Raw genomic sequence first — 23,849 nt, 5'->3', positions numbered from 1 at the left:
TTATGAGCAAAACACGTTGCCGCAATGTGCGGCCGGCATGGCCAATACGGCAAGATTGCGCGCATAGGGCTCTATGCCCGTTTCCGGCAAAAAATTACCAAGGGACGCGGTGCGGTGACAAGCATTTCTATATTAATCCTTGACTAGGTGTCGCACGCGAGATGCGCGATCTTTTAAACGGCAACCTTAGACTTTGGTATAAAACCATTTTAACATATGGCATCAGCAGCCATTTCTTTACTGTGTGCGGCCACAGTGACTGTCACAGTTGAAGGTGGAACCAGTGCATTAGGCTTGGCAGTATCATCGATCTCTCGATACGACAATATAACGCGGGTAAGCCATGATGCGCCAACGGGCTGATGGACAATCATACCCACAAGTGCGGTCTGCGCTAAATCTGTTTTTACTTCAAGCCAGTGTCGTGCATCGCCAATGCGCAACAGCCCGCTTGTCATGCCCAAGGCATGGCTTGCCGATACCAGAAAGGACACCGGCGCCGTGTGGTTAACTGGCGAGGTCAGCGCGAAGCGCTCCCACCCGCTGCCGCCGTTGTGCGTTGCAAAAAAGAGGGTGCTTACGTCATAGGCCTCGGGCAACAGAGTAAGGTGCAAAAGGCGTATGGAACACACGGGCAACGATTGCCAGCCAAACCGATAGGCAATGCTGAACTCAGGCCGCTGCTTTGAAAGGCGGACAGCCTTTTCCATGGGGCAGAAAAAATTGGGAATAGCAGCGCTGTAGCTGATGTACTGCTCTGTTTCCGTCATTTCTGGAGTTACGGTTGCGAGGTCTGTACGCTTGCGCTCCCCCTGGGCTTCCAGCACCACATGTCCGGTAAAAAAATCGGCAGCATGCGCGATATCTTCAAAATCACCGTGCGAGATAGTGCCCAGAACGGGTGCAGAGCCAAGCGAAGGGAAGGAAAGCGCCTGCACCGCCAAGCCCTTGCGTGGGTTGAGCCGCGCCGCCACATGAGGAGTGGCCGCATCAATCCAGCGCGGCATGGTCAATGCTGCTGTTTGCCCCGTGAGCAAGCTTGAATTATCCGGCGGCGACACCTGCCACTTGTTTTCCATGTCTGCCAACGCCGCCGCATACCGATTCCATCGCTGCTCTGTGATGTGGGTTCTAAAGTCGCTGGCCCAAAGGCAACAGAGTGCCCTCCAGTCCGCATCATCAGGCACGCCCGCGCGCATGGCATGGAGTATACGATGGCAACGCGTATTGATGTCCAAGTCACCCCGCCCGGTGACCGCCCAGCGCAACAGATTGTACTTGGGCTGCTTTTTGACAATAACAGGCTGAGCTGAAGATTCCAGTTGCAGGACGTGCCCGGCATGAGGGAGGTTCAAGGCCGTTACCTGGCTTGGCAAACAAAAGCGCCAACCCAACGCATCCCGCACTGCGCACAGGGCTTGCGCCATGCGCTGCCATTCGCCCAGTGTTATAGCGGCCTCTGTTTCAAAACGTCCCGGCCTGAAGTTGAACACTTCCGCATCATTGCCGTAAAGGCAGATAGCTCTGGAACTGGGGCCAACATGCCGCTTCAGACAATTCAGATAAGCATCAAGCTCCAAGTCTTCGTGTACCAGCCGCTGCAAATGCTGAAATACCACAGACTGCACCCATACGAGATCAAGAGGGCGGCCCTGATGGTCAAGAACCTTCTGCGGCGCGTACCGCAGCTCACTCTGCCAGCTGGGATGGGCAAGGGCGGGATTGTCCCATTCCATCAAGATGCTGGCATAGCCGTGGTCTACATAATGTTCCAGAATACCCGACGAGTACGCCTGCTCGTTGATCAGCGCAATTGCGGGCTGCTGCCCAAGCAGGTGTTCATATGCCCGCTGCCCAAGACGCTGGTTGTTGCAGTTAACATCTGACGGAACCAGCGGGCCGATAAGCTGGGTGTAGCCCGAGCCGATGCACTCAGCCAAGCCTTGAGCGCAGAGCGTGCTGAAGCGGTCTAACCACTGCGGCCGTAAGCGGGCGATTTCTTCCAGCGTCCATCCCGTGCATTCCACGCCAAGGGGGATGCCGTACTCTTGGGCAATGCCAAGCATGGGAATGTAACAACGGTCGATCACCTCGGCGCGCTGTTCTTCCGCAATAGAAGAAAAGGCGAGGTTACAATGGAAAAATAAATAGGCTGTGGTTTGCGCTTTAGTCATCTGCAATCTTTTTACACACGATAAAGGAGCTAGCGCCCAACGGGTCGCCATCTTTCAAAATACGCCCCTGCTTTAACCCTTGCTGGGTGATGACATGGAAGAAACTACCACAAACATCCCGCAATTCCTTTGCGGAAAACTCGTGAGTATGCTCAATCGTTATCGGAATATGGCCGAAACGATTTTGCGGCGTTGATATGACAAGAATTCCATTCGGTTTCAAGACTCGCCTGCATTCTTGAAGAAAAGCGGCTGCATCAACATGCTCAAGAGTTTCACAGGAGACGACAACATCAAACGTCTCATCTGCAAATGACATGGCAAGACAGTCTTCCACTTGGAAATGCACATTGCTCGGAATATCTATGGACGCAGCAGCAATTGAAGCAGGTTCTATATCCCCACCAATCACAGACTTTGCATGCTCGGCAAGCATGCGTGTTCCCCAGCCTGTGGCACAGGCAATATCAAGGACAACGTCCGACTTTGAAATATACTTCTGCGCAAGCTCATATCTAAAAGAAAATTGATTTCCAGAAGCAATTTGTGCTGATAATATCACATTAATATGACTGTCGTATACCGCTGCGAATGCCTCGCGACATTGCTGCAGGTATGTGTCGTCAATTATGTCGTCACATTCAAAAAAAGCACAAGTAAACTCTGCGGAAAAAAACATAAAATATTTTGGATGTACCGCATAAACGGCAGAATCCGGATGATATTGCAGCATAGCTCGCATCTTACGCAGAGCACCAACACGGTAGATATCCGAAGAAATCTGTGCGGGAAAATCATCTGGTAGTTTAACGCAATCTAGGCGCTTTCCTATCGCAAGTTCATACATGCCAGCAACAACATCTGGAATCCAGCCAAAATGGAGACCATCAATACGTACAATGCAGTCTTCTTCAGAGCAGGATTCAGTTGCGGCCAGCATTCGATCAAGGGGGCTGGCATCAAACCCATAATATATTGAAATATTTCCATTTTCTATCAAGGCTTCCTTGACCTGCTCAAGCTCACATCCTCTATCGTATTCAGGGGCAATGATAACCACGGGAATGCCCGGCCACGTTGCTAAAGCTTTGGCCGCAGTCTGTTGCACTGCGGGGATATGCCCTTGTGCAAGTCGCATGCACAAATCCTGTCCACCGCTCCACGCCCGTGATGCGGCTTGAATTAAAATCATGGCAGGTCGCTGCGCCATATCACTTATCCTCCACAGCAGTTGTGATGCGCACACGCTCAAGAGCTTCACGCATGACCGATTGCGCCTCACGGCGCGTCGCACCCACTGTCATGACAACACCAGCACGGCCGGGATGGCTTTGAATAGGCTGTACGGCGTCCCCCGGCTTTACCCGTAGTTCTACATACTTTACACCGGGGAGTTGTCGTGCTTCTTCCTCTCCCTCTACGGCAATTACGTTCCCTGCTTCAGGAAAAAGATAGCGTTGGCAAACACCTTTCTGGTATCTGGGGCGCAGAGCATCGGTGTCGACTTCTTCGCCCATGGCCATGCGAATGGACACGCCGAGCAGATCTACGCCCGTATTCCAAGGAATTTCATGAGTTACAAAGTACCCGCCTGAATGTCGTGCAGCGAGCTCAATGACATAGGGTTTGCCCTCATGCCACACCAAATCCCCCTTAACCGGGCCGTGGGTAAGACCCAAGGCCGTGGCCGCCTCGCCCGTAAGCGTCTTGATGGCGGCCTGCGCTTCCATGGGCAATATCGAAGGCATGTCCCCGCCGTTCTCTATAACATGTGGAGCAAAGCGCTCCAGAAATTCATAATTTCTGTCAGCGAAACCGGGAATGTGCGCCACACCATGCACCATAAGCCCTTCGGTACTCACTTGCGGGCCGTCAAGGTAGGCCTCTATCATCACCCGCGCAGTTCGCGATTCTGCCTGAGCCGCCGCAAAGGCCCACTCCGCATCTACATCAGGAGTGAGGCGCATTACGCCGCGCGCGCCCCTGCTGTCTACAGGCTTAATAACAAGCGGGCAGGCTTTTTTTTGTAAAGCCTCACGCACGTCCTGTGCATCGCGCACTGGAGCATACCACGGGATGGGAATCCCCCGAGCCTTGAACATATCCTTCATGGCCAGCTTGTCTGTGGCCAGTTGGGCGGTTTCAACACTGATGGCGGAGAGGTTCAGAGCCTTCCCCACGGCGGCTACAGTGGTTGGTGCGTCCACAGCCACGCACAAGACGCCGCCAGGATCCCCTCCCCGCTCACGCCACGCAAGAAGGCCCGCCACAGATTCTTCAGGCGTGTACGCACACAAGGGCAAAAATTCGTCTGCCACGGTTGCGCCACAGGCCTGCGGATTTTTATCTGTGGCAAGCACGCGATAGCCAAGCTTTTTCGCATGGAGAATAGCGTGCACGCACTCCCCGCCAGCGCCGAGCAAAATGAGGGTTTTCTGCATTACTGTATGTCACCGTGATGCATTGCATCAAGTTTCTGGCCCGCAAGCAGCATGGGCAGCACATCGGCATGTGGTGTGATGCGGCAATGCAGAAGGGCTGGCTTGTTTGACAAAAGTAGATCTTGAGTTCCCGGCAACGCTTCCGCTTTTTCGACAGTGACAGCTTCAATACCGTAGGCTTTTGCTATAGCTACAAAATCCGGATTTAAAACGTTGCCCGTAGTCGGGTCAGAACCCCATGTCAACTGCTGGAATTGCGACACAAGCGCCATGCGCCCGTTATCCAGCACAATGATTTTAATATTCAGGTTGTGGTCACGGATAGACTGTAACTCTTGAATATTCATTTGAAAGGAGGCATCGCCCACGATACAGAGAATAGTTCTATCAGGATATGTCAGCGCTGCCCCCACAGCTGAAGGCACGTCGTAGCCCATAGTTCCATGCCCACCAGACGTCAACAGCACTCGCTTAGGCCAATCAAAGGTGAAATGCCTGGCCGCCCAATGCTGATGCGACCCCACGCCGGTTGTAAGCACCACATCTTTGCCAGCGGTGACTTTGTCCAAAAATTGGACAACGGTTTTGGGGGAAAGATCCTCATGCGCGTCGGTCGTGTTGTGCTGTTTCCAGGTTTCAATCTGCGCAAGCCATTGCCCACGAGCGTTCAGAACTAGCCCTGTGGGAGTTGACAGGGCAGCGCTCAAGACATTTAGAAAGTGTTTCACATCACCTAAAATTACCCCATCGATACGCACTCGCGGTGCTGCAAGCTCGCCCTCGTCGATGTCCACACGCAGTATTTTACGCGCATGGCGACAAAAATCATCAACACATGTCCCGGTTTGACGGACGTCAAGGCGTGCTCCGAGTATCAAGACAAAGTCAGCTTCTTGCAAAACCTGTCCTGCGACTTGAACTCCCGTATGGCCTACAAAACCGACATTCAAAGGAGAATCGCCCGGCATGCAGCCCAGCCCGAGCAAGGAAGAAACCACTGGGATATTGTGCTGATGCGCAAGTTCGCGCAAAGCCAACAGTCCACCTGATTGCAGCACGCCCTGACCTGCGAGAATGACTGGCCGCTCAGACACCTTCAACGACTCTACTGCCTCCTGTACCTGCTGATGGGGCAGCTGTCCTTCAGCGGGTACGGGAACCTCCGCCGCAGAGCAATGCACCTCCGCCCGTTGTACATTCATCGGCAAATCAATAACAACGGGGCCTCTACGCCCGATCATGCTCAACGCATAGGCATCCCTGAGTACAGAAGGCAAAGTTTCAGGATCAGTCACTTGATAGCAGTGTTTGCACACCGATGAAACAATGGCTGGCGTATCAACTTCCTGAAAGCCCCGCTGGCGAACTGGTCGTCCTGACTGCAAGTCAGCCGTGCCAACTTGCCCTGTAAGAACAATTAGCGGCGTACCATCAAAATATGCATCAGCGACAACAGAGAGAATATTTGTTACCCCAGGGCCCGAAGTTACCATAACAACCTGCGGTTCCTGCAGTAACCTCGATTTAGCCAAAGCCGCATACCCAGCGCCCTGCTCGTGCCGCGCTGTAAAAACAGCAATGCCCCGCTGCAGCAGCACGTCATACAAAGGCGCAATGGTCCCACCAGGAAAGGTGAAAAAGGAAGCCCCGTTAGCATGGAAAAAATCAATAATATTCTCTGCGCCCAACATAAGTATATCCTCATTTTGCACAGCACAATTTGCACATGGGAAACTATCCCATATATAGGCCGCCGTTCAGGTTGATGGTCTGCCCTGTGGCATAATCCATCTTGCCCTGCGCAAGTAAACATACACACTGGGCAACTTCCCCCACAGTGCCCGCCCTGCCAAGGGGAATATTTTTCAGCTTTTCCCTGCCAGCTTCAGAGGCCATTTCGACGGCGACCATTTTTGTTACAATAAGTCCCGGTGAAATGGCGTGGGTGATGATGTTGTCTTTAGCCCCCAGACGGGCGAGGGATTTGGTCAAGCAAATCAGACCCGCCTTACTGGCCGCATAGTGTGGCGCCAGCGGTCCCCCCAACTGGCCCCCAGACGAGACAATATTGATGATATGCCCTCCGCCCCCCTGCCGCATGACAGGAAACACCGCTTGAGCCAAAAGAAAGGGAGCGCGCAGATTAATGTCAAAAGTGACATCCCACTCCTCAACAGGTATCTGCTCAAAAGGCTGCTGGTGCAAAAAACCTGCGTTGTTCACAAGAATATCCACCCCGCCAAGAGCCTCGCACGCTTGCCGCACTATGGCGGCTGATGTTGGGGGCTGAGATAGATCTCCCTGTATGACTACAGCTTTGACACCTTGCGATTTTACCTTTTCTTCAAGGGCATGCGCCTTGTTTGCGGCAGAATTGCAGCACAGAGCTACATTGATGCCCACCTCAGCTGCGGCAAGGGCTATGGCTTCGCCAATGTCGCCACTAGACCCCGTAAGGATCATATTTTGCGGACTCATGAAGATTGCCTCCATTACGGGCACGGTATGAAAGCGTTTCATCAGTTGAAAACCCGTAGATTTCCAACAATTTCAACTATGAGATGTCAAAAGCCACAACAAGTTTTTCTGTAGATCTTTGTCACGAGATACCATTATCAGGCAATATTGTTCACCCGAGCATAGGCAACACATTCTCTACCGATGCCATATTTTTGGCATAGCGCATAGATCTCTTGGCGCATCTGGTGCAAGCCAACATCATCAAGAGTCTTTTCAAAATCACAGCGAAGCTGATGACATTTTCGGCCGACCTCGTCATTCCCAATATAGTTCATGCCCAGTAAAGAAAATATCTCCAGTGGGAACGTTGCAGTCTGTGAAATAACGGCAAAGCCCGTGCGTTCCAGAATTCTCTTCAGCGATTCATGCGTGAAGTAGTTGAGGTGGTGCGGCGGAGCCACCCACCATTCCGGAAATCCCTGTTCGTGCAAGGCGCGCTGCAAAGGTGAAAAATCATTGGGAACGACCACGCAAATCACGCCTTCAGGCTTAAGACACCGCCGTACATTCTCCAGCATCTGTATGGGGTTGGGGATATGCTCAAGCACAAGTCCCAGATAGGCACTATCAAATGGCTCGTTTTGGGTTTTTTCGTGTGTAAAAAAGGTGTTTTCTACAGGCATATGCAGCACTTTTGTAGAATATGCCCACGCCTCGCGCGAAGGTTCAAATCCCTGTACAGTCCACCCTCTACTCACGGCCGTTTGCAAAAAAATGCCCGGTCCAGAGCCAACTTCCAACAGACGACGCCCTTGAACGGCACCCTCTAAGACGCCAAGGCGTTCGTTAAAAACGCTTTCGTGCCACGTGCGCTCTTTTTCTACCAAGGCAATATATTCTGGTTTTACAGCCGAATAATACTCTGCGGTGTATATCTGCTCAACCGTATCTTCAGTCGGAAGTGGCGTGCTGTGGGCAAAACCACACGCTTGGCAGTCAATGATTTCATAGTCGCCTTTGCGAGCAAGGCATGGGCCATAGTGCGCGGCTGTAGTCAGAGTATTCGACATGGACATGGATATCCCTATAATTGCACCAGGTTCGCAATAGATTTTGCCCCTGCATTTGGCAGTGGAGCAAATGTCAGCATGAACATCTTTTCCAATACGTCGCTCAAGAAGGCAAGAGAATATGGCCTGAGTGGCCATATTCTTCCCTTGCCTTCTGCAACAAATACCCCCGCGTGTTCCTTATAGTCCGCGTTGGGGCAAACATAGAGCGCAGGACGGGCGCACGCGGCCAGTTCGTAGGCAGTCACGCCAAACACGATCAGGGCCACATGACACCATTGATATACCTCGGTCATGCGCGCAGGGCTGTCAAAAATGCGGGGACGGCACGGCAGCGCCGTGCATGTTTCAATTTGCTGTTCACGCTGTGCAAAACCCGGCCCTATGACAATGCCCAACTCCATCCCCTGAAGCCGGCATACCGCATCCAGTTCGGGCGCAAGAGCCATGGTGTAGCCCCAAGGGTCGCTCCCGCCCATGGTCATGAGCAAACGGCGCGGTCCTGTGCCCGGCCATGGACTGGGCGGGCAGGGTTCAAAAGTGTCCCCCAAGGGCATCCATTCCAGTCCCATGTGTATTTGCCCCTTGAAATCTGTCCAGTCAAGTTGCTTGGTCGTGGGCGTGGGTGGAAGAAATACATGGTCAGCAAACAATCGCTGGCGGCTGCTGTCATCAATAACCGCGATGGTAGGTACAAGGGCGCGTACAGCCCGCAGGCAGGCCTCTGAATGCGCAGGCCGCACGTCCATCACGAGAATAGAGGGACGCATACGGCTCACAAGCTGCTCGAATGCTGCATCGGCATCATTACCGGAAAGTACGGCAGCAGTGAACCCGCGCTCTTGCACACGCCGTACCGCGTCACCGCTGCCCAGTGCAAAGCAGATATGATCCACTGATTGCCGAAGCTCGCGTGCCACGGAAAGACAACGGCTCACATGCCCAAATCCCGTTGCGTGATCGGCATTGCACCGAAAAAGCACGCGCTTTTCATTCATTAACCATCACCCACAAAAGTCTGGCGCACCGTCTTAAAGGGGCGGAGACCGTCTTCAGGGTCAGCCCGCCAGAGACGCTCCGCTTCTTCGCTCGGGGTAGTGTGTTTGACGCCGTCACCCACAGCTGTTTCACCGCAGCGGACTTGTTTGATGACGTCGCCCATAGCCTCAGGCAACCAGCAATGACCAGAAGCGTATTCTGCCCCCTGCCCGTCAAGGTCAAGGTGAAATTCCACCATCGACGCGCCAAAGCCGAAAATGGCCTGATAGATAACGCCGGGCTGCACAGAATGGTCTGACCACCCCGCCGGACAGCCGCACGCCTGTCGGAGCGTGCCCACGCAGGACAGGTTGGCCTCTTCGGGGCGTGTTGGATAGTGAGAAACGCAGTGGAGAACAGTCACATCCCTGGCCCCTGCCTGACGCAGGACTTTCACGGCGTTCTGGCATTCTTCCAGGTAGGCCATGCCCGTAGAAAGAATCACAGGCTTACCTGTTTGCGCGCAGGCGCGGAGCAAATCCGGCCATGTGAGCTCATAGGAGGCGATTTTAAAACTGTCCACATGCGGCGCCAGCTCCTCCACAGCACGAAGATCAAAGGGCGTGCAGCAAAAAGCCAGCCCCAGTTCTCGACAATGCTCGGCGATGGCAGGCAAAAAAGCAACGGGTAGCTCCCATGCCTTTCGGGCGCGGTGCATGGCCGAACGCTGCAATATTTCCGGCGCGAACAAACCTTCCAGCCTGAAAAGCTGAAACTTGACCGCATTGCACCCGATCCTTGCCGCCGCGTCCACAAAAGCAAGACAGCGGCTGATGTCCGCATTATGATTGCTGGATACCTCAGCCATGAACTGTACGGCCATCACATGCTCCTGTCGCGCAGAGATAAGGCCATGTACAGGCGCTCTGCCACGCGCCAATCTTCTTCAGTATCGATATCCACAGCCCTATGACGGGGAATAATCACAGGCAGCGACTTATGTTCACCATCTTCGTGCATTTTTGCGCAGTCATGCCAATAAAACTGTGCCGCATCATGATAAAACACAGGCAAATCTTGTGATCTGGCAGAGCGGTACTGAGGAAAAGCATAATCAACAGTGCCAGCATCGCTTAATTGAAAGGCTCTCAATATTGGATAGGGAAATTCCACAATCCCCAAGGTTTCATGGACTCCACGCTCACGCAGCAATTCAAACCCTTGTTGCAAATGTGACAATGTTATGAAAGGGTTTGCATAGAGCTGGCAACAGTACGCTACGCTCCCCCAATGCTCGTCCACCCATGCTACAGTGTGCTTCACTACTGGCGCTGTGGCGACAAAGTCACCTGCCAATTCAGGCGGACGCATAAAAGGAACTTCAGCTCCGCACGCTCTTGCCACTTCTGCGATTTCTTCTGAGTCTGTACTCACGATTACGTGTTTGAAAAGACCACTCTGCAGACAGATGTCAATGGGATAGGCCAGCAGAGGTTTACCGCAAAATTGCCGCACATTTTTACGCGGAATACGTTTTGATCCACCCCTTGCGGGAATAACAGCTATCTTCATATGGCCCTCGGCCAATTGTGGAAAGACAACAAAGAGAACGCTGCCATTTCAAAAAAACTACAGCTCTGCCACAACCCTCGTCACATCTTCTGTCACCATTCCAGGCCATAGCGGTAACGTCAAAATCTCCGTATAAGCGGCTTCTGCCACGGGACAACTGCCTTTTTTATAACCCAGATTTTGATAGTATGGGTGCAAGTGTACAGGAATATAATGCACGTTAGCGCCTATTCCTGCCTCGCGCAGCCGCTTAAATGTATTGTCCCTATCTGGCGTGCGTACCACATACAAATGGTAGGCATGGAGTACGTGCGCATGCTTGGTAAGCGGCCGAATGGCCGTGCTCGCGAGGGCCGCGTCATAGGACTGCGCCAATGCGTTGCGCTTTTCAATCCATTGATCCAACTTTTTCAGCTGGCTGCTGCCAAGGGCGCATTGAAAGTCTGTGATGCGGTAGTTGTAGCCCAAATCCGTCATTTCATAGAACCACGCGCCGGATTTTTCGCGCTGGCTGGCCGTGGTGGTGATACCATGACCCCGGAAGGCACGCATGGCTCTGGCAAGATTCGCATCGTCGGCTACAACCATACCGCCCTCGCCAGTGGTGATATGCTTTACAGGGTGAAAGCTGAATACCGTAATATCTGCCAACGTGCCAACCTTGCGGCCTTTATAAGCTCCCCCCAAGGCGTGGCAGCCATCGGCCACAAGGGCCAGCTTATGCTTGTCCGCGATACCGCGCAGAGCGTCCCAATCACAGGGCTGGCCTGCGTAGTCCACGGCAATAATCGCCTTGGTGCGCGGCGTAATGGCAGCCTCCACCGCTGCTGGATCAAGCAGCAGGGTATGTGAATCCACATCGGCAAATACGGGGGTTCCCCCCTGGTAGAGAATACAGTTGGCAGAGGCTGCAAAAGTCATGGGGGTGACTATAACCTCATCCCCCCTGCCGATACCGAGTGCGTGCATGGCCGCGTGCAGAGCCGCTGTACCGTTGGCTACCGCAACGGCATGGGTCGCACCGGTATAGGCGCACACATCTGCCTCAAAACGCTCAACAGCTGGCCCTGTGGTCAGATAGTCTGACCGCAACACATCCACAACTGCGGCGATGTCATCATCACCTATGATTTGACGCCCATAAGGCAAAAAATTACTCATATTATTTCACATCAAAGCCCTGCTCACGCAGAGTGTTTTTCAACTGCGGCACCGTCAACCATTCTGAGTTGGTACCAGAATTATATTCAAAACCTTCAGGAACAGGCGTTCCTTCTGGCCCTTTGTAACGGAAAGTTTCAGGCTTAATGACATAATACTTGCCGATATCAATAGTATGCCGGCTGTCTTCCGCGGTAATCATGGTTTCATGCAGCTTTTCGCCGGGGCGGATCCCCACTTCTACTGTGGGCATACCAGGTGCGATGGCTTCCGCTAGATCAGTGATCTTCATGCTGGGGATTTTGGGCACCAGCACCTCGCCGCCGCCAGCAATTTCAAATGAACGTAGTACCATATGCACGCTTTCTTCCAACGTAATCCAAAAGCGCGTCATCCGCATATCTGTTATGGGCAGCGGGCCACCCTCTTCACGTTTTTTGATGAAAAACGGAATAACAGAACCCCGCGAGCCCATAACGTTGCCATAACGCACCACAGAATACACAGTTTCACAGGCGGTAAAGGCATTGGCAGCAACGAAAAGCTTGTCTGAACAAAGTTTGGTAGCCCCATATAGGTTCACCGGGGCTACGGCTTTGTCTGTAGACAGTGCTACTACTTTTTTAACACCACAGTCGGCGGCAACATTAACAATATTTTCTGCGCCGGTAATATTTGTCTTGATGCATTCCGTGGGATTATACTCTGCTGCGGGAACCTGCTTGAGTGCTGCGGCATGAATAACATAGTCCACGCCTCTAAAGGCTCTGTGCAAGCGTTCTTTATCGCGCACATCTCCAATAAAATAACGCATGCACGGATATTTTTCTGGAGAAAATTTCTGCGCCATTTCGAACTGTTTCAGTTCATCGCGAGAAAAAACAATAATGCGTTTCGGCGTGTACTTTTTAAGCAAAACTTCAATGCACTTTTTACCGAAAGAGCCCGTCCCACCCGTAATAAGAATAGACTTTTCATTAAACATGTTATTCCACTTCTGCTCCGGCAACATTGCTGGGTAATACTTTCTTCACACTGCCGGATAATGCCGCCATATATTCCGGCAATACCTTTTCTACACTTCCAGCCATATGCACTCGCCCTTTATCGAGCCAAATAAGGGCATCACAGGTTTCTACGGTACTTAGCCTGTGGGCAACAATAACTATGGTTACCTTCTCTCGCAGAGACAGGATAGTTTCATGGATGGACTTTTCATTCTTCAAATCGAGAGAGCTTGTTGCTTCATCAAAAATGATCAGTTCAGGCTTACTATACAAAGCTCTGGCAATGGCAACACGCTGTGCCTGGCCCCCAGAAAGGCGTACTCCCAACTCTCCAAGCACCGTGTCAATTCCATCGTCCAGCTCTTCGATAAAATCAAGAGCCGCCATGCGGCAACACTCAAGAACGCGCTCTCGGTCAATGGATTCTCCCCAACGGGAAAGCGCCACATTTTCCGCCAATGATGCATCCAAAAGATAGGGGGCTTGGGCCACATAACCTATACGTTTCAGCCAAGACTGATAGTTGTCCTTAGTAATTGCGACCCCATCCACCTTAAGATGCCCACACTCGGGAGGAATAAGTCCCGCGATGATATTGACTAGCGTGCTTTTTCCCGCACCAGAGAATCCCACCAAGCCCACCATTTTCCCAGCCTGAATGCAAAAATCCACATCGTGTAGCGCAGCAGCGACTGCTCCCGGGTAATGAAAACTTACCTTTTCAAGTTCTATGGCCTTGCTGAAAGCAATAATCGGCACAGAAGATTCAAATGCGGGAGTAAGCTGCCCTGCAAACTGTTTTTCCAGCGCGATGGTATCAACTATCTTCGTTAAATAGGGTAGCGAAGACCGCAGCAAGGTAAGAGCATCAACAAGCCTGTTGGCCGTGGGCAAGGTCCGCCAAGCAGCGGCGGCCATGAACCCCATGATTCCGGACACGATGGCGATGCTCGCATTTTGCACAAGAATCAAAAGCAACAGCACCCCCACCAAGGATGCGAAACCCAAAACTTCCAAACTGCCAACCGGCAAGCGTGACAAAGCCTGAAGCCACTTTTTCGCAATCAGCACGTCACACAGTTTGTCTGAATAGGCCGCAAAGACTACAGATTCTCGCCCGTACAGACGCATTTCTTTTAAACCGTGCACAACTGTTTGCTGTATTCTATGCGCCCCAAGATCGGCCCGATAGACAGCGCTCGCGCGAGTATTCAGCATATTGCGCGTCACACGAACAATCAGATACCCGCCCAAACCGAGCACCCCCAAAAAAGCCAAAGAAGGCAACGGGGATACGGCCACCAGCCCAAAAAAGATAGTAAGTATCATCAGGCCATTACTAAGTATCTGCAAAGCCGCCAACAGGGTTGGCCCAAGCATTGTTCCCGCGTTAAAGCCAAACAGCATATCGGATGTCCCCGCACGGAGAACCCATAAATAAGGGGCACGCAAAAACAATTGGAGCAGGCGCTTACGAGCATTGTTGCCTATGGATTCAGAAAATGCGGTCATATGCCATTGATGTACTGTGCTCAATAGATTTTTGCACACAATAGCCAGAAGAATCATACAAAGAATTCCCAAGGCCAACCAGCGGGCATCGTTGCCAAAATCTACACCGAAGTTCGTTCTGCACCAGAGCAAGGGATTATGGTTGAGCGCCGTTTCTGGTGATCCAAATAACGCAGCCAGCAAGGCCACCAAGCCGGCGATGACCAGTTCGCTCAAGGCCATTAAAATTGTCAAAGCCAGCAGGCCACAAATTTTTCCCTTTCCTAGGCTGGAGGCCAACGGCGTCAGAGCACGCAGAATTTGAAAAACAGAACGAGACTCGCTCATGACCGCACTTCGGCCTGACGCACAAACAACTGATAACTCTCGGCCAAGCCTTCAGCGAGAGTGTGTTGCGGTTTCCAGCCCATGCCAAACAACTTGCTGGAATCCATCAGCTTGCGCGGCGTCCCGTCCGGTTTGGAGGGATCCGTATCAATTGCGCCCTCAAAGCCGACAACCTTGGCAATAAGCCGAGCCACGTCCATGATGGCGCATTCTTTCTGACACCCTACATTGACGTGTTCAAAATCCGAATATTTCTCCAGCAGAAAAACGCAGGCCTCAGCCATGTCGTCCACATGCAGGAATTCGCGCAGGGCCGTGCCGGTGCCCCAGATAATCACTTTTTCCGCCCCGGCCAGTTTGGCTTCGTGGAAGCGCCGGATCAGCGCCGGGATGACGTGGCTGTTTTCGGGATGATAGTTGTCGCCCGGCCCGTATAGATTGGTGGGCATAGCGCTGATGGCGTCAAAGCCATACTGCTTTCTGTAGGCCTGGCACATCTTGATGCCCGAAATCTTGGCCAAGGCGTAAGCGTCGTTGGTGGGTTCCAGAGGCCCGGTGAGCAAGTATTCTTCCTTGATGGGCTGTGGGCAGAGTTTGGGATAGATGCAGGATGAGCCCAGAAAGAGCAGCTTTTTCGCTCCGTTGCGGTATGCGCTGTCAATGACGTTATTCTGAATTTGCAAATTCTGGTAGATGAATTCCGCCGGATACGTGGCGTTGGCATAAATACCACCCACCTTGGCCGCCGCCAGGATGACATAGTCCGGGCGGCATTTCGCGAAAAACGCGCGTACCGCGGCCTGATCGCAGAGATCAAGCTCCGCGTGCGTGCGGATAAGCAGATTGCTGTAACCGGCCCGACGCAACGCGCGGCAAATACCCCCGCCTACCAGGCCACGGTGCCCGGCCACATAAATAAGCGCGTTTTTGTCCATACGCTACTCGTTGTGGCTGAATGTCTTGAAGCCCGCCACCTTGCACACGGCGTCGCGCATGCTCAAGCCCAGATCCTCGCGGGTCATTTCGGCCACCATATCCTCAAAGGTCGTCTTGGGCGTCCAGCCCAACTTTTCCTTGGCCTTGACCGGATTGCCCAGCAGAGTTTCCACTTCCGTGGGGCGGAAATAACGCGGGTCCACCCGCACAATGACGTCGCCGGGTTTAACGTGGCATTCCATGCCCTGCCGCCCTCCGGCGGCCTGTGCAAGACGGGATACGTCCACGGCGGCCACGGTTCCGGTCTCGTCAACGCCGCTGCCCTCCCAGGTGAGCGTTACCCCTACTTCGGCCGCCGCCGCATTGACGAAATCCCGCACCGAGAACTGCCGTCCCGTGGCGATGACGAAATCGTCCGGCTGTTCCTGTTGCAGCATGAGCCACTGCATTTCAACATAATCGCGGGCATGGCCCCAGTCGCGCTTGGCATCCATATTGCCGAGATACAGGCAATCCTGCAGTCCCAGTACCATACGCGACAAGGCACGGGTGATCTTGCGGGTCACAAAGGTTTCGCCGCGGATGGGCGACTCGTGGTTAAACAGAATGCCGTTACAGGCATACATGCCGTAAGCTTCTCGGTAGTTGACCGTAATCCAGTAGGCATAAAGTTTGGCGCAGGCGTAAGGCGAGCGGGGATAAAAAGGCGTCTTTTCCGTCTGAGGCACTTCCTGCACCAGACCGAACAGCTCGGAAGTAGAGGCCTGATAAAAACGGGTTTGCTCGGCACACCCGGTAATGCGTATGGCTTCCAGCAAGCGCAACGTGCCCAAGGCATCCACATCCGCCGTATATTCTGGCGATTCAAAGGACACCTGCACATGACTCTGGGCCGCCAGGTTGTAAACCTCATCAGGTTTTACTTCCTGCATGATGCGAACGAGATTGCTGGAATCACTGAGGTCGCCGTAATGCAAAATAAAACGCCGCTCACAGGCGTGCGGATCCTGATAGAGATGGTCGATGCGGTCGGTATTGAACAGAGAGGCTCGCCGTTTGAGGCCGTGCACCTCATACCCTTTCTGGAGAAGGAATTCCGCCAGATATGCGCCGTCCTGCCCGGTAATACCGGTGATCAGAGCTTTTTTCATGATATCCATTTTTATTATAATGGGTTATAGCGCCGCAATCCGCAAGTACGGGGGCACAAACAAGACGAGCAACTATTGGTAGCTTTTGTTTTTATCCATAAACAGCGGCGATGTCCATTGAATGCATTTCACGGAAAATCTATAACTCGACAAAAGGGGTTATGGTTTTAAAACCATAACCCCTTAAAATTTGTGGTGGAGAAGAAGGGATTTGAACCCTCGACCCCCGCCTTGCGAAGGCGATGCTCTCCCAGCTGAGCTACTTCCCCACAAATAGAAACATCGTGGAAAAAATTTCTAGGCAAAAAGGGCCGGGCTGTCAAGCCCTTCTCCAGTCCAGGGCTGATCGCGTTTGCGCTACATGTTTTTCCTCAGATTTCCAAAATTCCACGCAGTTGCGCCACGCGATGACGGTAGGCATGCCCGGCGCATAAGTATTCCCGCCAGGCGCGGCGCAGTTCGCGGGTCCGGGCCGGATCAGCGCGCAGGGCGGCCAGCCGGGGCAGCAGGTCCGCCGGGCTACTTAATGTTACAGGCCGGGTCAACGCCTCGGGGAAAAGTCGCAGGCCGGGCGTGGCGTCGCTCAAAAGCAGGCCCCCAGCGGCCCAGACGTCGAAATGGCGCTGGCTCAGACTATGCGGCAGCAACAGGCTGGTCACGTTGAGCACGGCCTCGGCTCGACGGTAGAGATCCGGCAGGACCGTATAATAATCCACCGGCGGCAGCACCTCGAGGCCCGGCAGCAGGTCTTGCCAGCCCGCATCGCCCACTATCCGCATATCGGCACCCAACCCGGCCCGAACCCAGCGGACGCGATTGGCCTGGGAGCAGATCTCCGCGCCCAGACCAACGCAACGCACATCCTGTCCAGGCCAGGGGGCAACCCCAGATTTCCGGAGCCACCAATGAAAATGCGGCCCCTCCGCAGGACTGCCGGAATGCGTCAAGAGGGTGCGCGCCTCCTGCTCCAGGCCCTGCGTCACACGGGCCGCCGCAAAAAAACGTTCCCGCTCCGGAAAGGCCGAACGCCCCACGAAGAGCGGCGGGTTTTGGACAAGGTCCGCAGCCTCGTTTTCGTCCGGCAAATCCCGCCACATTTGTGGGGCCACAGCCAGAGGCAAATAAAAAACCCGCCGGGCTCCGGCGGCCCGCAGGCCGGGAATAAAACTCTCGTCGGTCACGAACAGCGCGGCCTCTTGCCACCAGGGCAGGCGCAGGCCGGAGAGCAAATGCCAGGGATTGTCCACAAACCAGACAGCCACCGGCACGCCCAGAGCTTGGCAAAGATAAAAAATCCGCCCCTCCGGGTCCAGGCCACGTAAATTGACGGAGAGCAGCAGCGCGGGATTGCTCCCGGCCAGCAGATTTTCCCAGGCCGCCAACAGGTTTTCCGTGTCGCGGCACATGGGCACACTTTCCAGCACCGGTCCGAAACCGGCTTCGCCCAAAGCCTGACGCAATTCCTGATGCAGAAGCTGCCGCTCTGTGCCGGGCAGCAGAACCGGGCGGCGACCGCCCTCCTCCGCCGCATGTTTCTTAGCGTCTTCAATGACTGTCCGCCGCGTCCGCACTTCCAGTCGGGCCGCACCCAGGCGTCCCAGGAGCGGACCCCAGAAATCCGGAGCCAGGCGCAGACCCGGCCGATAAAAAAAGACGGAGCAGCGCGCGGCCAAGGCCACGATATCTTCCGGCGTGACCTGTTGCCAATGCCCGGGCAGAGACCGCCGCCCCGCTCCTGAATGCGCGACCTCCAGACGCCGCAGGGTTTCCGGCTCGTCCAGCCAGAACAGGCGCGCGCCGCCTCGCGCAAAAGGCAGCTCCTCAGGCCGCCCCGGCCCCAGCCCCAACAACAGCACATCCTTGCCGACGCCCAGGCGCTCCCAGGATTCGGGATTGTCGGGCAGGCTCAGGCTGCGCCCCGCGAAATCAGGCAAACTGACGCGCCGTGGCGCGCGCATGGATTCAGGCATGCTCCCTCGCAAGAAAACGGATTTCCCACCATAGCCGCCATGCGCCGCCCGCCGCAAGACCGTGCGACATAAAAGCCCCGCCGGATTTCCGGCGGGGCCTGTCAACAGAAGGAAAGTGAAAGGTATGAGCCTGATTACGTACTACTTAATGACGCCGCAGGCGATGCGCGCGCCGCCGCCGCCCAAGGGCGGATTGTCGGTATAATTGTCGCCGCCCTCATGGATCATCACGGAATGGCCCTTGAGGTCCTTGGCCTGGAGGTTGGGAGCGTGCAGCTTGGCCTTGGCCACGCCTTCGGCATCGGCCATGATATGCGGCAGGTCGCCCTTATGGCCGGCCTTGTCGGGCCCGGCGTGCTTATTGGTCTTCATGGGATCGTAATGCCCGCCGGCGGCCAGGCCCGCCACCATTTTGCCGTCCTTTTCAGCCGGAGCGCAGGAAGCGTTTTCATGCACATGCATGCCGTGCTCGCCCTCGGGCAGGCCCGTCAGGTCCACAATAATATCCACCCCGCCGCCGTCGGCGTCCGAGAAGGTGATGAAGCCGATTTCCTCGCCCACGCCGTCGGGGCTGATTTTGTTCACCGGGGTTTTAACGCTTTCTGCCTGCGCGGCGGAGCCCATCAACAACAGCCCGCCGCAGAGCAGCAGGGCGAAACTCATGTTTTTCAAAATCATTGTCATTCTCCTTAAGATAGGCAAATGCGCACTCCGGGCTTCAGCCGGAGCGGCATGGATTTTTTAACCTGTCCTGACGCTAGCCTGCTTTCCGGCTTTCCGTCAATACAAGAAATAATTATTCTCAAAGCAGGCAGATAAGCCTGTTGCGGCACGGTGCAAGGCCGCTCGGCCCCATCCGGCATCAAGACTTGGCGAACGAATTGAAAAAGGCTATGCTTATGTGTTGGGGTTTTTATGAAGGAATATCGCGACCATTATTTCCTCAAAGCCAAGCGGGAAAATTATCCGGCCCGCTCGGTCTACAAGCTGAAAGAGCTGGATGCCAAATTCCGTCTGCTCAAGCCGGGCATGAAAGTGCTGGATCTGGGGGCCGCCCCCGGTTCCTGGTCTTTGGGCGTCGCGGAAAAAGTGGGCTCCAAGGGGCTTGTCCTGGCCTGCGACATCCAGAGCACGGAAACGGCGTTCCCGCCCCAGGTGCTCTTCATGCAGGAGGACGTCTTCCAGCGCTCCGCCGCCTTTGAGGCCAAGCTGGCCGAACTGGGCCCCTTTGACCTGGTCATCAGCGATATGGCTCCGCGTACCACGGGTACGCGCTTCACGGATCAGGCCCGTTCCCTGGAGCTGACCCTGGAGGCTCTGGCCGTAGCCTGCCTGCATCTGAAGCAAGGCGGCAATTTTGTGGTCAAGATCTTCATGGGACCGGATATTCAGGATCTGCTCACCCCCATGCGCAAGGCGTTCAGCTCGGTCAAATCCTTTAAACCCAAAAGCTCACGCGCCGAAAGCAAGGAAACCTTTTTTACGGGCCTGGGTTTTCGCGGCAACACAGCCGCTATCGCGTCCGGCGATGCCGGGCTGGAAACATAACCGGATTTCGTCTGAATCATATGGCGGTTCAGACTGTATCCAGCAAAAAGACATATTTTTTTGCTGAATCCATGCCGCTTCGCGGCGCGCAGTCCCCACGGGCCGCGCAAACATTGCAAGGTGAAACGCTCTAATACTTTTACGGTTTTCGGGAGGTTTTATGTCAGGTCACAGCAAATGGGCCAATATCCAGCACCGCAAGGGACGCCAGGACGCCAAGCGCGGCAAGATTTTCACCAAAGCCGCCAAGGAAATCATCATTGCCGCTAAAAACGGCGGCGATCCTTCGGGCAATTCCCGTCTGCGGGCGGCCATCGCTGCGGCCAAAGCCGTGAACCTGCCCAAGGACAAGATTGAAGCCGCCATCCGCAAGGGCACCGGCGAAGACGCGGGCGGCGATTTTGTGGAAGGCTTCTACGAAGGCTACGGTCCCGGCGGCATCGCCATCATGGTGGAGGTCGCCACGGACAATAAAAACCGCACCGTGGCCGAAGTGCGCCACCTTTTCACCAAGCATGGCGGCTCCATGGGCGAGAACGGCAGTGTAGGCTGGATGTTCGAGCGCAAGGGCGTCATCAGCGTGGACAAGGCCGCCTACGCCGAGGATAAAATTATGGAAGCCGCCCTGGAAGCCGGGGCCGACGACGTGCTGGACGACGAGGATGTCTGGACCCTTCAGACGGCCATGGCCGACTTCGCGGCCGTGCGCGACGCCCTGGAAGCCGCGGGCATTGAGATGCAGTCCGCCGAGCTGGCCATGGTGCCGCAGAACCTGGTGGCCGTGAGCGCGGATATGGGCCAGAAGGTGCTGCGCCTGATGGAAGCCTTGGACGACAATGACGATGTGCAGAATGTCTATGCCAATGTGGATTTTCCGGACGATATGCCCACCGACTGACGCAAGCCGGTCCTTTTGCCTTCTTGCTGTGTCGCGCATCGTTTTTTATTCCGGTCATGGACCAGAAGAGTCCACTTCCTGCATAAAAAACTCGCGCTCCTTGCGGAAAGGCAAAATTCCTCGTCGCGCGCCCTTTTTCATTGCCGCCGTCATACCCCCGCTACCGGCTTGACGGCGGCATAACTATATTGTTGGGGCACCTTCTATGCAGCCCGTCACCGTCATCGGCATTGATCCCGGTTCCCAGCGCACGGGCTGGGGCGTGGTGCGCGAAGTCTCCGGCGTTCTCCGGCTGGTGGACTGCGGCGTGGTGCGCACGGCCTCAGCCGGAAAGGAATTTTCCGCGCGGTTGGCGCGCATTTACCATGAGCTGGCCAAGGTGCTCGGGCGCTGCAAGCCCGACGAAGCGGCCATTGAACAGGTCTTTACCGCCAAAAACGCGGCCAGCGCCCTCAAGCTGGGCCAGGCCAGAGGCGTGGCCGTGGCGGCCTGCGCGGCGTATGGCCTGGGAATCAGCGACTACGAGCCGACCCTGGTCAAAAAGTCCCTGGTGGGCACAGGCCGGGCGGAAAAGGAACAGGTGGCCTTTATGGTCAAGCGCCTGCTCAACGTCCGCGAGGCCGACTGGGCGCTGGACACCTCCGACGCTCTGGGCGTGGCTGTCTGCCATCTGACCATGCGGCGCTTTGCCGCGCTCACGGCGCGCTGACCACAAAACGAAGAACAGGATGCGCCTCCGGAGCCGGAAACGCATCCCGTCCATCAGAAATTAAACACCGGCGCATGGGGACGGTTCGCGTCCGCTGTGCGCCGTTTTCATTACGGGCGCGGCGCGCGCGGCCCGGCGGGCTGCATGGAATAGCGGTACAACTCGTGAATTTCCTTGTCGTAGCCGGGATAGAAGCCCTTGCCCATGCCGAGTACGATACGCGCGCCCCGGTTCATGTGCACCAGCAGGTCGCCGCTGGAGGGGTCCACGCAGAGACCTTCGATTTCGCCCTGCTTGATGGCTTCGTCAAAGGTCTTTTCCAGCACCACGGGCGCGTTGGTGGCCGAGGTCACGTCCACGCGGTAAAGATGGTCGGGTTCGTTGTCGTCGGCGGTGCCGTCGTCGGCCGTCACAAAAAGCGAACCGTCATAGTAGAACACGCCCTGCACCCACTGCGGCACGGGCTGCAGATGCACCTTGCGCAGATACTTGCCGTCCAGGTCGTATTCATAGAGATAGCGGCCGCTTTCCTCGCCCACCCAGGAGCACATCCACACCGTGCCCTTGACCGGGTCCACAGTGATGCCGGACACTTCCAGCTGGCCGGACTTGGGCTCGAACTTAAAAGTGCGTTTGAATTTCAGAGTGTCCGCATCGTGCACGGCGATCTGAATATCCTTGCCCACGCCGTCCATGAAATTCTCGGCGCTGATGTACAATTCGCCGTTGTAGACGTCGATGTCCCCGATGTGATTGGACGGGATGGCGTAGCCCTCAAAGGGATTGTCGTTCTGCTTCAGCAGCTTGCCGTTCATGTCGTATTTGAACAGTTTTTTGCTGTCGCTCACGTAGATGTACTTGCCGTCGCAGGCCACGCCCTGGCGGCCGGCCACGGGCATGACGCTTTTGAGCGTGTACTCGTACTTGGGGGCATGGGCCGGACGGGCCTGCGGGGCCTGCGGCGGGAACAGGGCCGCGCCCAGCAGCAGCGTGACCAGCGCAATGAGCTTTTTCATCCTTTCTCTCCTTGCGGATTGCGGCGCCGCGCGGGGCTTCCCCATGAAGCCGCGCAACGGGCCTTCAAATACCGTAATGCAAGCGAAATGGACTGACAAGAAGCCCTGCGCTGCCGAAGCGCAACGTCATAAAAATTTCACACTCCCTGGAGCAGATTAGCTTTGAAAATTGCATTCTCAAGGCTGACGCTACCGCCAGAGGAGTTACACATCAACAATGTGAACTCCTCAAAACGAACCCCGCCGTGGGGCGGGGTTCGTCGTCGGTCCGGACTCCGGACCCGGCAATTTCTTTCAACGCGCTATTCAATGACCACGGCCTTTTTGATGATCACCGGCGTCGTGGGCACGTTTTCGTAAAAGCCCTTTTTGCCCGTGGCCACGGCTTCAATCTTGTCCACTACCTCATGGCCCTTGATGACCTTGCCGAACACGGCATAGCCCCAGCCCTGGGGGGTCTGGCTCTTGAAATCCAGAAAGCCGTTGTCTTTGGTATTGATGAAGAACTGCGCGCCGGCCGAGTGCGGGTCGGCGGTGCGGGCCATGGCGATGGTGTACTTCTGATTGCGCAGGCCGTTGTTGGCCTCGTTGTGAATGGGCGCGCGGGCGCTCTTTTCCTTCATATCCGGAGTCAGGCCGCCGCCCTGGACCATGAAGTTTTTGATGACGCGGTGAAAAATGGTGCCGTCATAATGCCCGGATTTCACGTACTGGATGAAGTTGGCCGTGGTAATGGGGGCCTTGCGGGCATCCAGGCGCACCACGATGTCCCCGAGGCTGGTTTCCAGCTTGACGGCGGGATCGGACGCCGGCGCGGCGGCGCGGGCCTGCCCGGCGAAAACCGGCAGCAGCGCCAGGCTCAGGACAAGGCAGAAGGCCGAAAGAAAAAATTTCATAACTGACTCCTTGGAATACGGCA

At 55.1% G+C, this 23,849-nt stretch carries 21 protein-coding genes and 1 tRNA gene; 3 read left to right on the top strand and 19 right to left on the bottom strand.

Features of this window, described 5'->3' with window-relative positions; translation table 11 throughout:
- Positions 1 to 209: 209 nt before the first annotated feature.
- The 17 genes from HMPREF1022_RS09480 to HMPREF1022_RS09405 form a co-directional block, all read right to left on the bottom strand.
- Positions 210 to 2,174 (bottom strand): alpha-amylase, encoded by a 1,965-nt coding sequence (locus HMPREF1022_RS09480; protein WP_008681811.1) that lies wholly within the window; start codon positions 2,172 to 2,174, stop codon positions 210 to 212.
- Positions 2,167 to 3,384, bottom strand: coding sequence for a class I SAM-dependent methyltransferase (locus tag HMPREF1022_RS09475; protein ID WP_009302910.1), 1,218 nt, complete (start codon positions 3,382 to 3,384; stop codon positions 2,167 to 2,169). Before HMPREF1022_RS09475 ends, HMPREF1022_RS09480 begins: the two co-directional genes overlap by 8 nt.
- 1 nt (position 3,385) lies before the next feature.
- Entirely contained in the window at positions 3,386 to 4,615 is a 1,230-nt protein-coding gene (locus HMPREF1022_RS09470; protein WP_008681813.1) for an ATP-grasp domain-containing protein, read from the bottom strand.
- Positions 4,615 to 6,306 carry a thiamine pyrophosphate-binding protein gene (locus tag HMPREF1022_RS09465; protein WP_009302909.1) on the bottom strand — a complete coding sequence of 564 codons (1,692 nt, stop codon included), beginning with the start codon at positions 6,304 to 6,306 and terminating at the stop codon, positions 4,615 to 4,617. The genes HMPREF1022_RS09470 and HMPREF1022_RS09465 overlap by 1 nt, the downstream gene beginning before the upstream one ends.
- 43 nt (positions 6,307 to 6,349) lie before the next feature.
- The gene (locus HMPREF1022_RS09460) at positions 6,350 to 7,135 is read right to left on the bottom strand and encodes an SDR family NAD(P)-dependent oxidoreductase (protein WP_008681816.1); all 786 of its coding nucleotides are present in this window, start codon (positions 7,133 to 7,135) and stop codon (positions 6,350 to 6,352) included.
- Positions 7,136 to 7,230: 95 nt separating this feature from the next.
- Positions 7,231 to 8,145, bottom strand: coding sequence for a class I SAM-dependent methyltransferase (locus HMPREF1022_RS09455; protein WP_232221584.1), 915 nt, complete (start codon positions 8,143 to 8,145; stop codon positions 7,231 to 7,233).
- A gap of 14 nt (positions 8,146 to 8,159) precedes the next feature.
- Positions 8,160 to 9,143: an acylneuraminate cytidylyltransferase gene (locus HMPREF1022_RS09450; RefSeq protein WP_009302906.1), complete on the bottom strand. Its 984-nt coding sequence runs from the start codon at positions 9,141 to 9,143 to the stop codon at positions 8,160 to 8,162.
- Entirely contained in the window at positions 9,143 to 10,006 is an 864-nt protein-coding gene (locus HMPREF1022_RS09445) for an N-acetylneuraminate synthase family protein (protein WP_008681819.1), read from the bottom strand. Before HMPREF1022_RS09445 ends, HMPREF1022_RS09450 begins: the two co-directional genes overlap by 1 nt.
- Entirely contained in the window at positions 10,006 to 10,695 is a 690-nt protein-coding gene (gene pseF, locus HMPREF1022_RS17340; protein ID WP_008681820.1) for a pseudaminic acid cytidylyltransferase, read from the bottom strand. Before pseF ends, HMPREF1022_RS09445 begins: the two co-directional genes overlap by 1 nt.
- Before the next feature lie 57 nt (positions 10,696 to 10,752).
- Positions 10,753 to 11,856: a UDP-4-amino-4,6-dideoxy-N-acetyl-beta-L-altrosamine transaminase gene (pseC, locus tag HMPREF1022_RS09440; protein WP_035061098.1), complete on the bottom strand. Its 1,104-nt coding sequence runs from the start codon at positions 11,854 to 11,856 to the stop codon at positions 10,753 to 10,755.
- Between the two features lies 1 nt (position 11,857).
- Complete coding sequence (gene pseB / locus HMPREF1022_RS09435) at positions 11,858 to 12,841, bottom strand: UDP-N-acetylglucosamine 4,6-dehydratase (inverting) (protein ID WP_008681822.1); 984 nt, start codon at positions 12,839 to 12,841, stop codon at positions 11,858 to 11,860.
- 1 nt (position 12,842) lies between these two features.
- Positions 12,843 to 14,702, bottom strand: coding sequence for an ABC transporter ATP-binding protein (locus HMPREF1022_RS09430; protein WP_009302904.1), 1,860 nt, complete (start codon positions 14,700 to 14,702; stop codon positions 12,843 to 12,845).
- Positions 14,699 to 15,637, bottom strand: a complete 939-nt coding sequence (locus HMPREF1022_RS09425; RefSeq protein ID WP_008681824.1) for a GDP-L-fucose synthase family protein — start codon at positions 15,635 to 15,637, stop codon at positions 14,699 to 14,701. The genes HMPREF1022_RS09430 and HMPREF1022_RS09425 overlap by 4 nt, the downstream gene beginning before the upstream one ends.
- A 3-nt stretch (positions 15,638 to 15,640) precedes the next feature.
- A complete protein-coding gene (gene gmd / locus HMPREF1022_RS09420; protein ID WP_008681826.1) occupies positions 15,641 to 16,789 on the bottom strand; it encodes a GDP-mannose 4,6-dehydratase in 1,149 nt (382 codons plus the stop codon).
- A gap of 193 nt (positions 16,790 to 16,982) precedes the next feature.
- Positions 16,983 to 17,058, bottom strand: a tRNA-Ala gene (locus tag HMPREF1022_RS09415).
- A 102-nt stretch (positions 17,059 to 17,160) separates the two neighbouring features.
- Complete coding sequence (locus tag HMPREF1022_RS09410; RefSeq protein ID WP_009302902.1) at positions 17,161 to 18,759, bottom strand: glycosyltransferase family protein; 1,599 nt, start codon at positions 18,757 to 18,759, stop codon at positions 17,161 to 17,163.
- Positions 18,760 to 18,900: 141 nt separating this feature from the next.
- Complete coding sequence (locus HMPREF1022_RS09405) at positions 18,901 to 19,437, bottom strand: superoxide dismutase family protein (RefSeq protein WP_008681830.1); 537 nt, start codon at positions 19,435 to 19,437, stop codon at positions 18,901 to 18,903.
- Between the two features lie 237 nt (positions 19,438 to 19,674).
- Here HMPREF1022_RS09405 and HMPREF1022_RS09400 point away from each other — a divergent pair, with 237 nt between their 5' ends.
- The 3 genes from HMPREF1022_RS09400 to ruvC all read left to right on the top strand — a co-directional run bounded on the left by HMPREF1022_RS09400 (position 19,675) and on the right by ruvC (position 21,914).
- The gene (locus tag HMPREF1022_RS09400) at positions 19,675 to 20,307 is read left to right on the top strand and encodes an RlmE family RNA methyltransferase (protein WP_008681832.1); all 633 of its coding nucleotides are present in this window, start codon (positions 19,675 to 19,677) and stop codon (positions 20,305 to 20,307) included.
- 160 nt (positions 20,308 to 20,467) lie between these two features.
- On the top strand, positions 20,468 to 21,205 hold the full coding sequence (locus HMPREF1022_RS09395; protein WP_008681833.1) for a YebC/PmpR family DNA-binding transcriptional regulator: 738 nt from the start codon (positions 20,468 to 20,470) through the stop codon (positions 21,203 to 21,205).
- A 205-nt stretch (positions 21,206 to 21,410) separates the two neighbouring features.
- Positions 21,411 to 21,914, top strand: a complete 504-nt coding sequence (gene ruvC, locus HMPREF1022_RS09390) for a crossover junction endodeoxyribonuclease RuvC (protein WP_008681835.1) — start codon at positions 21,411 to 21,413, stop codon at positions 21,912 to 21,914.
- Positions 21,915 to 22,024: 110 nt separating this feature from the next.
- Here the strand turns inward: ruvC and HMPREF1022_RS09385 are convergent, their stop codons facing one another.
- Both HMPREF1022_RS09385 and HMPREF1022_RS09380 read right to left on the bottom strand, forming a co-directional pair.
- On the bottom strand, positions 22,025 to 22,930 hold the full coding sequence (locus HMPREF1022_RS09385; protein ID WP_008681837.1) for a hypothetical protein: 906 nt from the start codon (positions 22,928 to 22,930) through the stop codon (positions 22,025 to 22,027).
- A 302-nt stretch (positions 22,931 to 23,232) separates the two neighbouring features.
- Positions 23,233 to 23,826: a peptidylprolyl isomerase gene (locus HMPREF1022_RS09380; protein ID WP_008681839.1), complete on the bottom strand. Its 594-nt coding sequence runs from the start codon at positions 23,824 to 23,826 to the stop codon at positions 23,233 to 23,235.
- Between the last annotated feature and the right edge of the window lie 23 nt (positions 23,827 to 23,849).

This window comes from Desulfovibrio sp. 6_1_46AFAA (assembly GCF_000224635.1).
Classification (GTDB): Bacteria; Desulfobacterota; Desulfovibrionia; order Desulfovibrionales; family Desulfovibrionaceae; genus Desulfovibrio; species Desulfovibrio fairfieldensis.
The sequence above is the reverse complement of the archived record's forward strand: the minus strand, read 5'-3'. Positions and strand labels throughout refer to the sequence as shown.

Excerpts from the sequence above, each read along its gene's own strand:
- HMPREF1022_RS09455 (WP_232221584.1), bottom strand. The coding sequence starts at position 8,145 with ATGTCGAATACTCTGACTACAGCCGCGCACTATGGCCCATGCCTTGCT.
- HMPREF1022_RS09445 (WP_008681819.1), bottom strand. The coding sequence starts at position 10,006 with ATGGCCGTACAGTTCATGGCTGAGGTATCCAGCAATCATAATGCGGAC.
- pseB (WP_008681822.1), bottom strand. The coding sequence starts at position 12,841 with ATGTTTAATGAAAAGTCTATTCTTATTACGGGTGGGACGGGCTCTTTC.
- HMPREF1022_RS09480 (WP_008681811.1), bottom strand. The coding sequence starts at position 2,174 with ATGACTAAAGCGCAAACCACAGCCTATTTATTTTTCCATTGTAACCTC.
- HMPREF1022_RS09430 (WP_009302904.1), bottom strand. The coding sequence starts at position 14,702 with ATGAGCGAGTCTCGTTCTGTTTTTCAAATTCTGCGTGCTCTGACGCCG.
- pseC (WP_035061098.1), bottom strand. The coding sequence starts at position 11,856 with ATGAGTAATTTTTTGCCTTATGGGCGTCAAATCATAGGTGATGATGAC.
- HMPREF1022_RS09400 (WP_008681832.1), top strand. The coding sequence starts at position 19,675 with ATGAAGGAATATCGCGACCATTATTTCCTCAAAGCCAAGCGGGAAAAT.
- HMPREF1022_RS09460 (WP_008681816.1), bottom strand. The coding sequence starts at position 7,135 with ATGAAACGCTTTCATACCGTGCCCGTAATGGAGGCAATCTTCATGAGT.
- HMPREF1022_RS09450 (WP_009302906.1), bottom strand. The coding sequence starts at position 9,143 with ATGAATGAAAAGCGCGTGCTTTTTCGGTGCAATGCCGATCACGCAACG.
- HMPREF1022_RS09380 (WP_008681839.1), bottom strand. The coding sequence starts at position 23,826 with ATGAAATTTTTTCTTTCGGCCTTCTGCCTTGTCCTGAGCCTGGCGCTG.
- HMPREF1022_RS09475 (WP_009302910.1), bottom strand. The coding sequence starts at position 3,384 with ATGGCGCAGCGACCTGCCATGATTTTAATTCAAGCCGCATCACGGGCG.
- HMPREF1022_RS09385 (WP_008681837.1), bottom strand. The coding sequence starts at position 22,930 with ATGAAAAAGCTCATTGCGCTGGTCACGCTGCTGCTGGGCGCGGCCCTG.
- HMPREF1022_RS09410 (WP_009302902.1), bottom strand. The coding sequence starts at position 18,759 with ATGCCTGAATCCATGCGCGCGCCACGGCGCGTCAGTTTGCCTGATTTC.
- HMPREF1022_RS09465 (WP_009302909.1), bottom strand. The coding sequence starts at position 6,306 with ATGTTGGGCGCAGAGAATATTATTGATTTTTTCCATGCTAACGGGGCT.
- HMPREF1022_RS09405 (WP_008681830.1), bottom strand. The coding sequence starts at position 19,437 with ATGATTTTGAAAAACATGAGTTTCGCCCTGCTGCTCTGCGGCGGGCTG.
- gmd (WP_008681826.1), bottom strand. The coding sequence starts at position 16,789 with ATGAAAAAAGCTCTGATCACCGGTATTACCGGGCAGGACGGCGCATAT.
- HMPREF1022_RS09425 (WP_008681824.1), bottom strand. The coding sequence starts at position 15,637 with ATGGACAAAAACGCGCTTATTTATGTGGCCGGGCACCGTGGCCTGGTA.
- HMPREF1022_RS09470 (WP_008681813.1), bottom strand. The coding sequence starts at position 4,615 with ATGCAGAAAACCCTCATTTTGCTCGGCGCTGGCGGGGAGTGCGTGCAC.
- ruvC (WP_008681835.1), top strand. The coding sequence starts at position 21,411 with ATGCAGCCCGTCACCGTCATCGGCATTGATCCCGGTTCCCAGCGCACG.
- pseF (WP_008681820.1), bottom strand. The coding sequence starts at position 10,695 with ATGAAGATAGCTGTTATTCCCGCAAGGGGTGGATCAAAACGTATTCCG.
- HMPREF1022_RS09395 (WP_008681833.1), top strand. The coding sequence starts at position 20,468 with ATGTCAGGTCACAGCAAATGGGCCAATATCCAGCACCGCAAGGGACGC.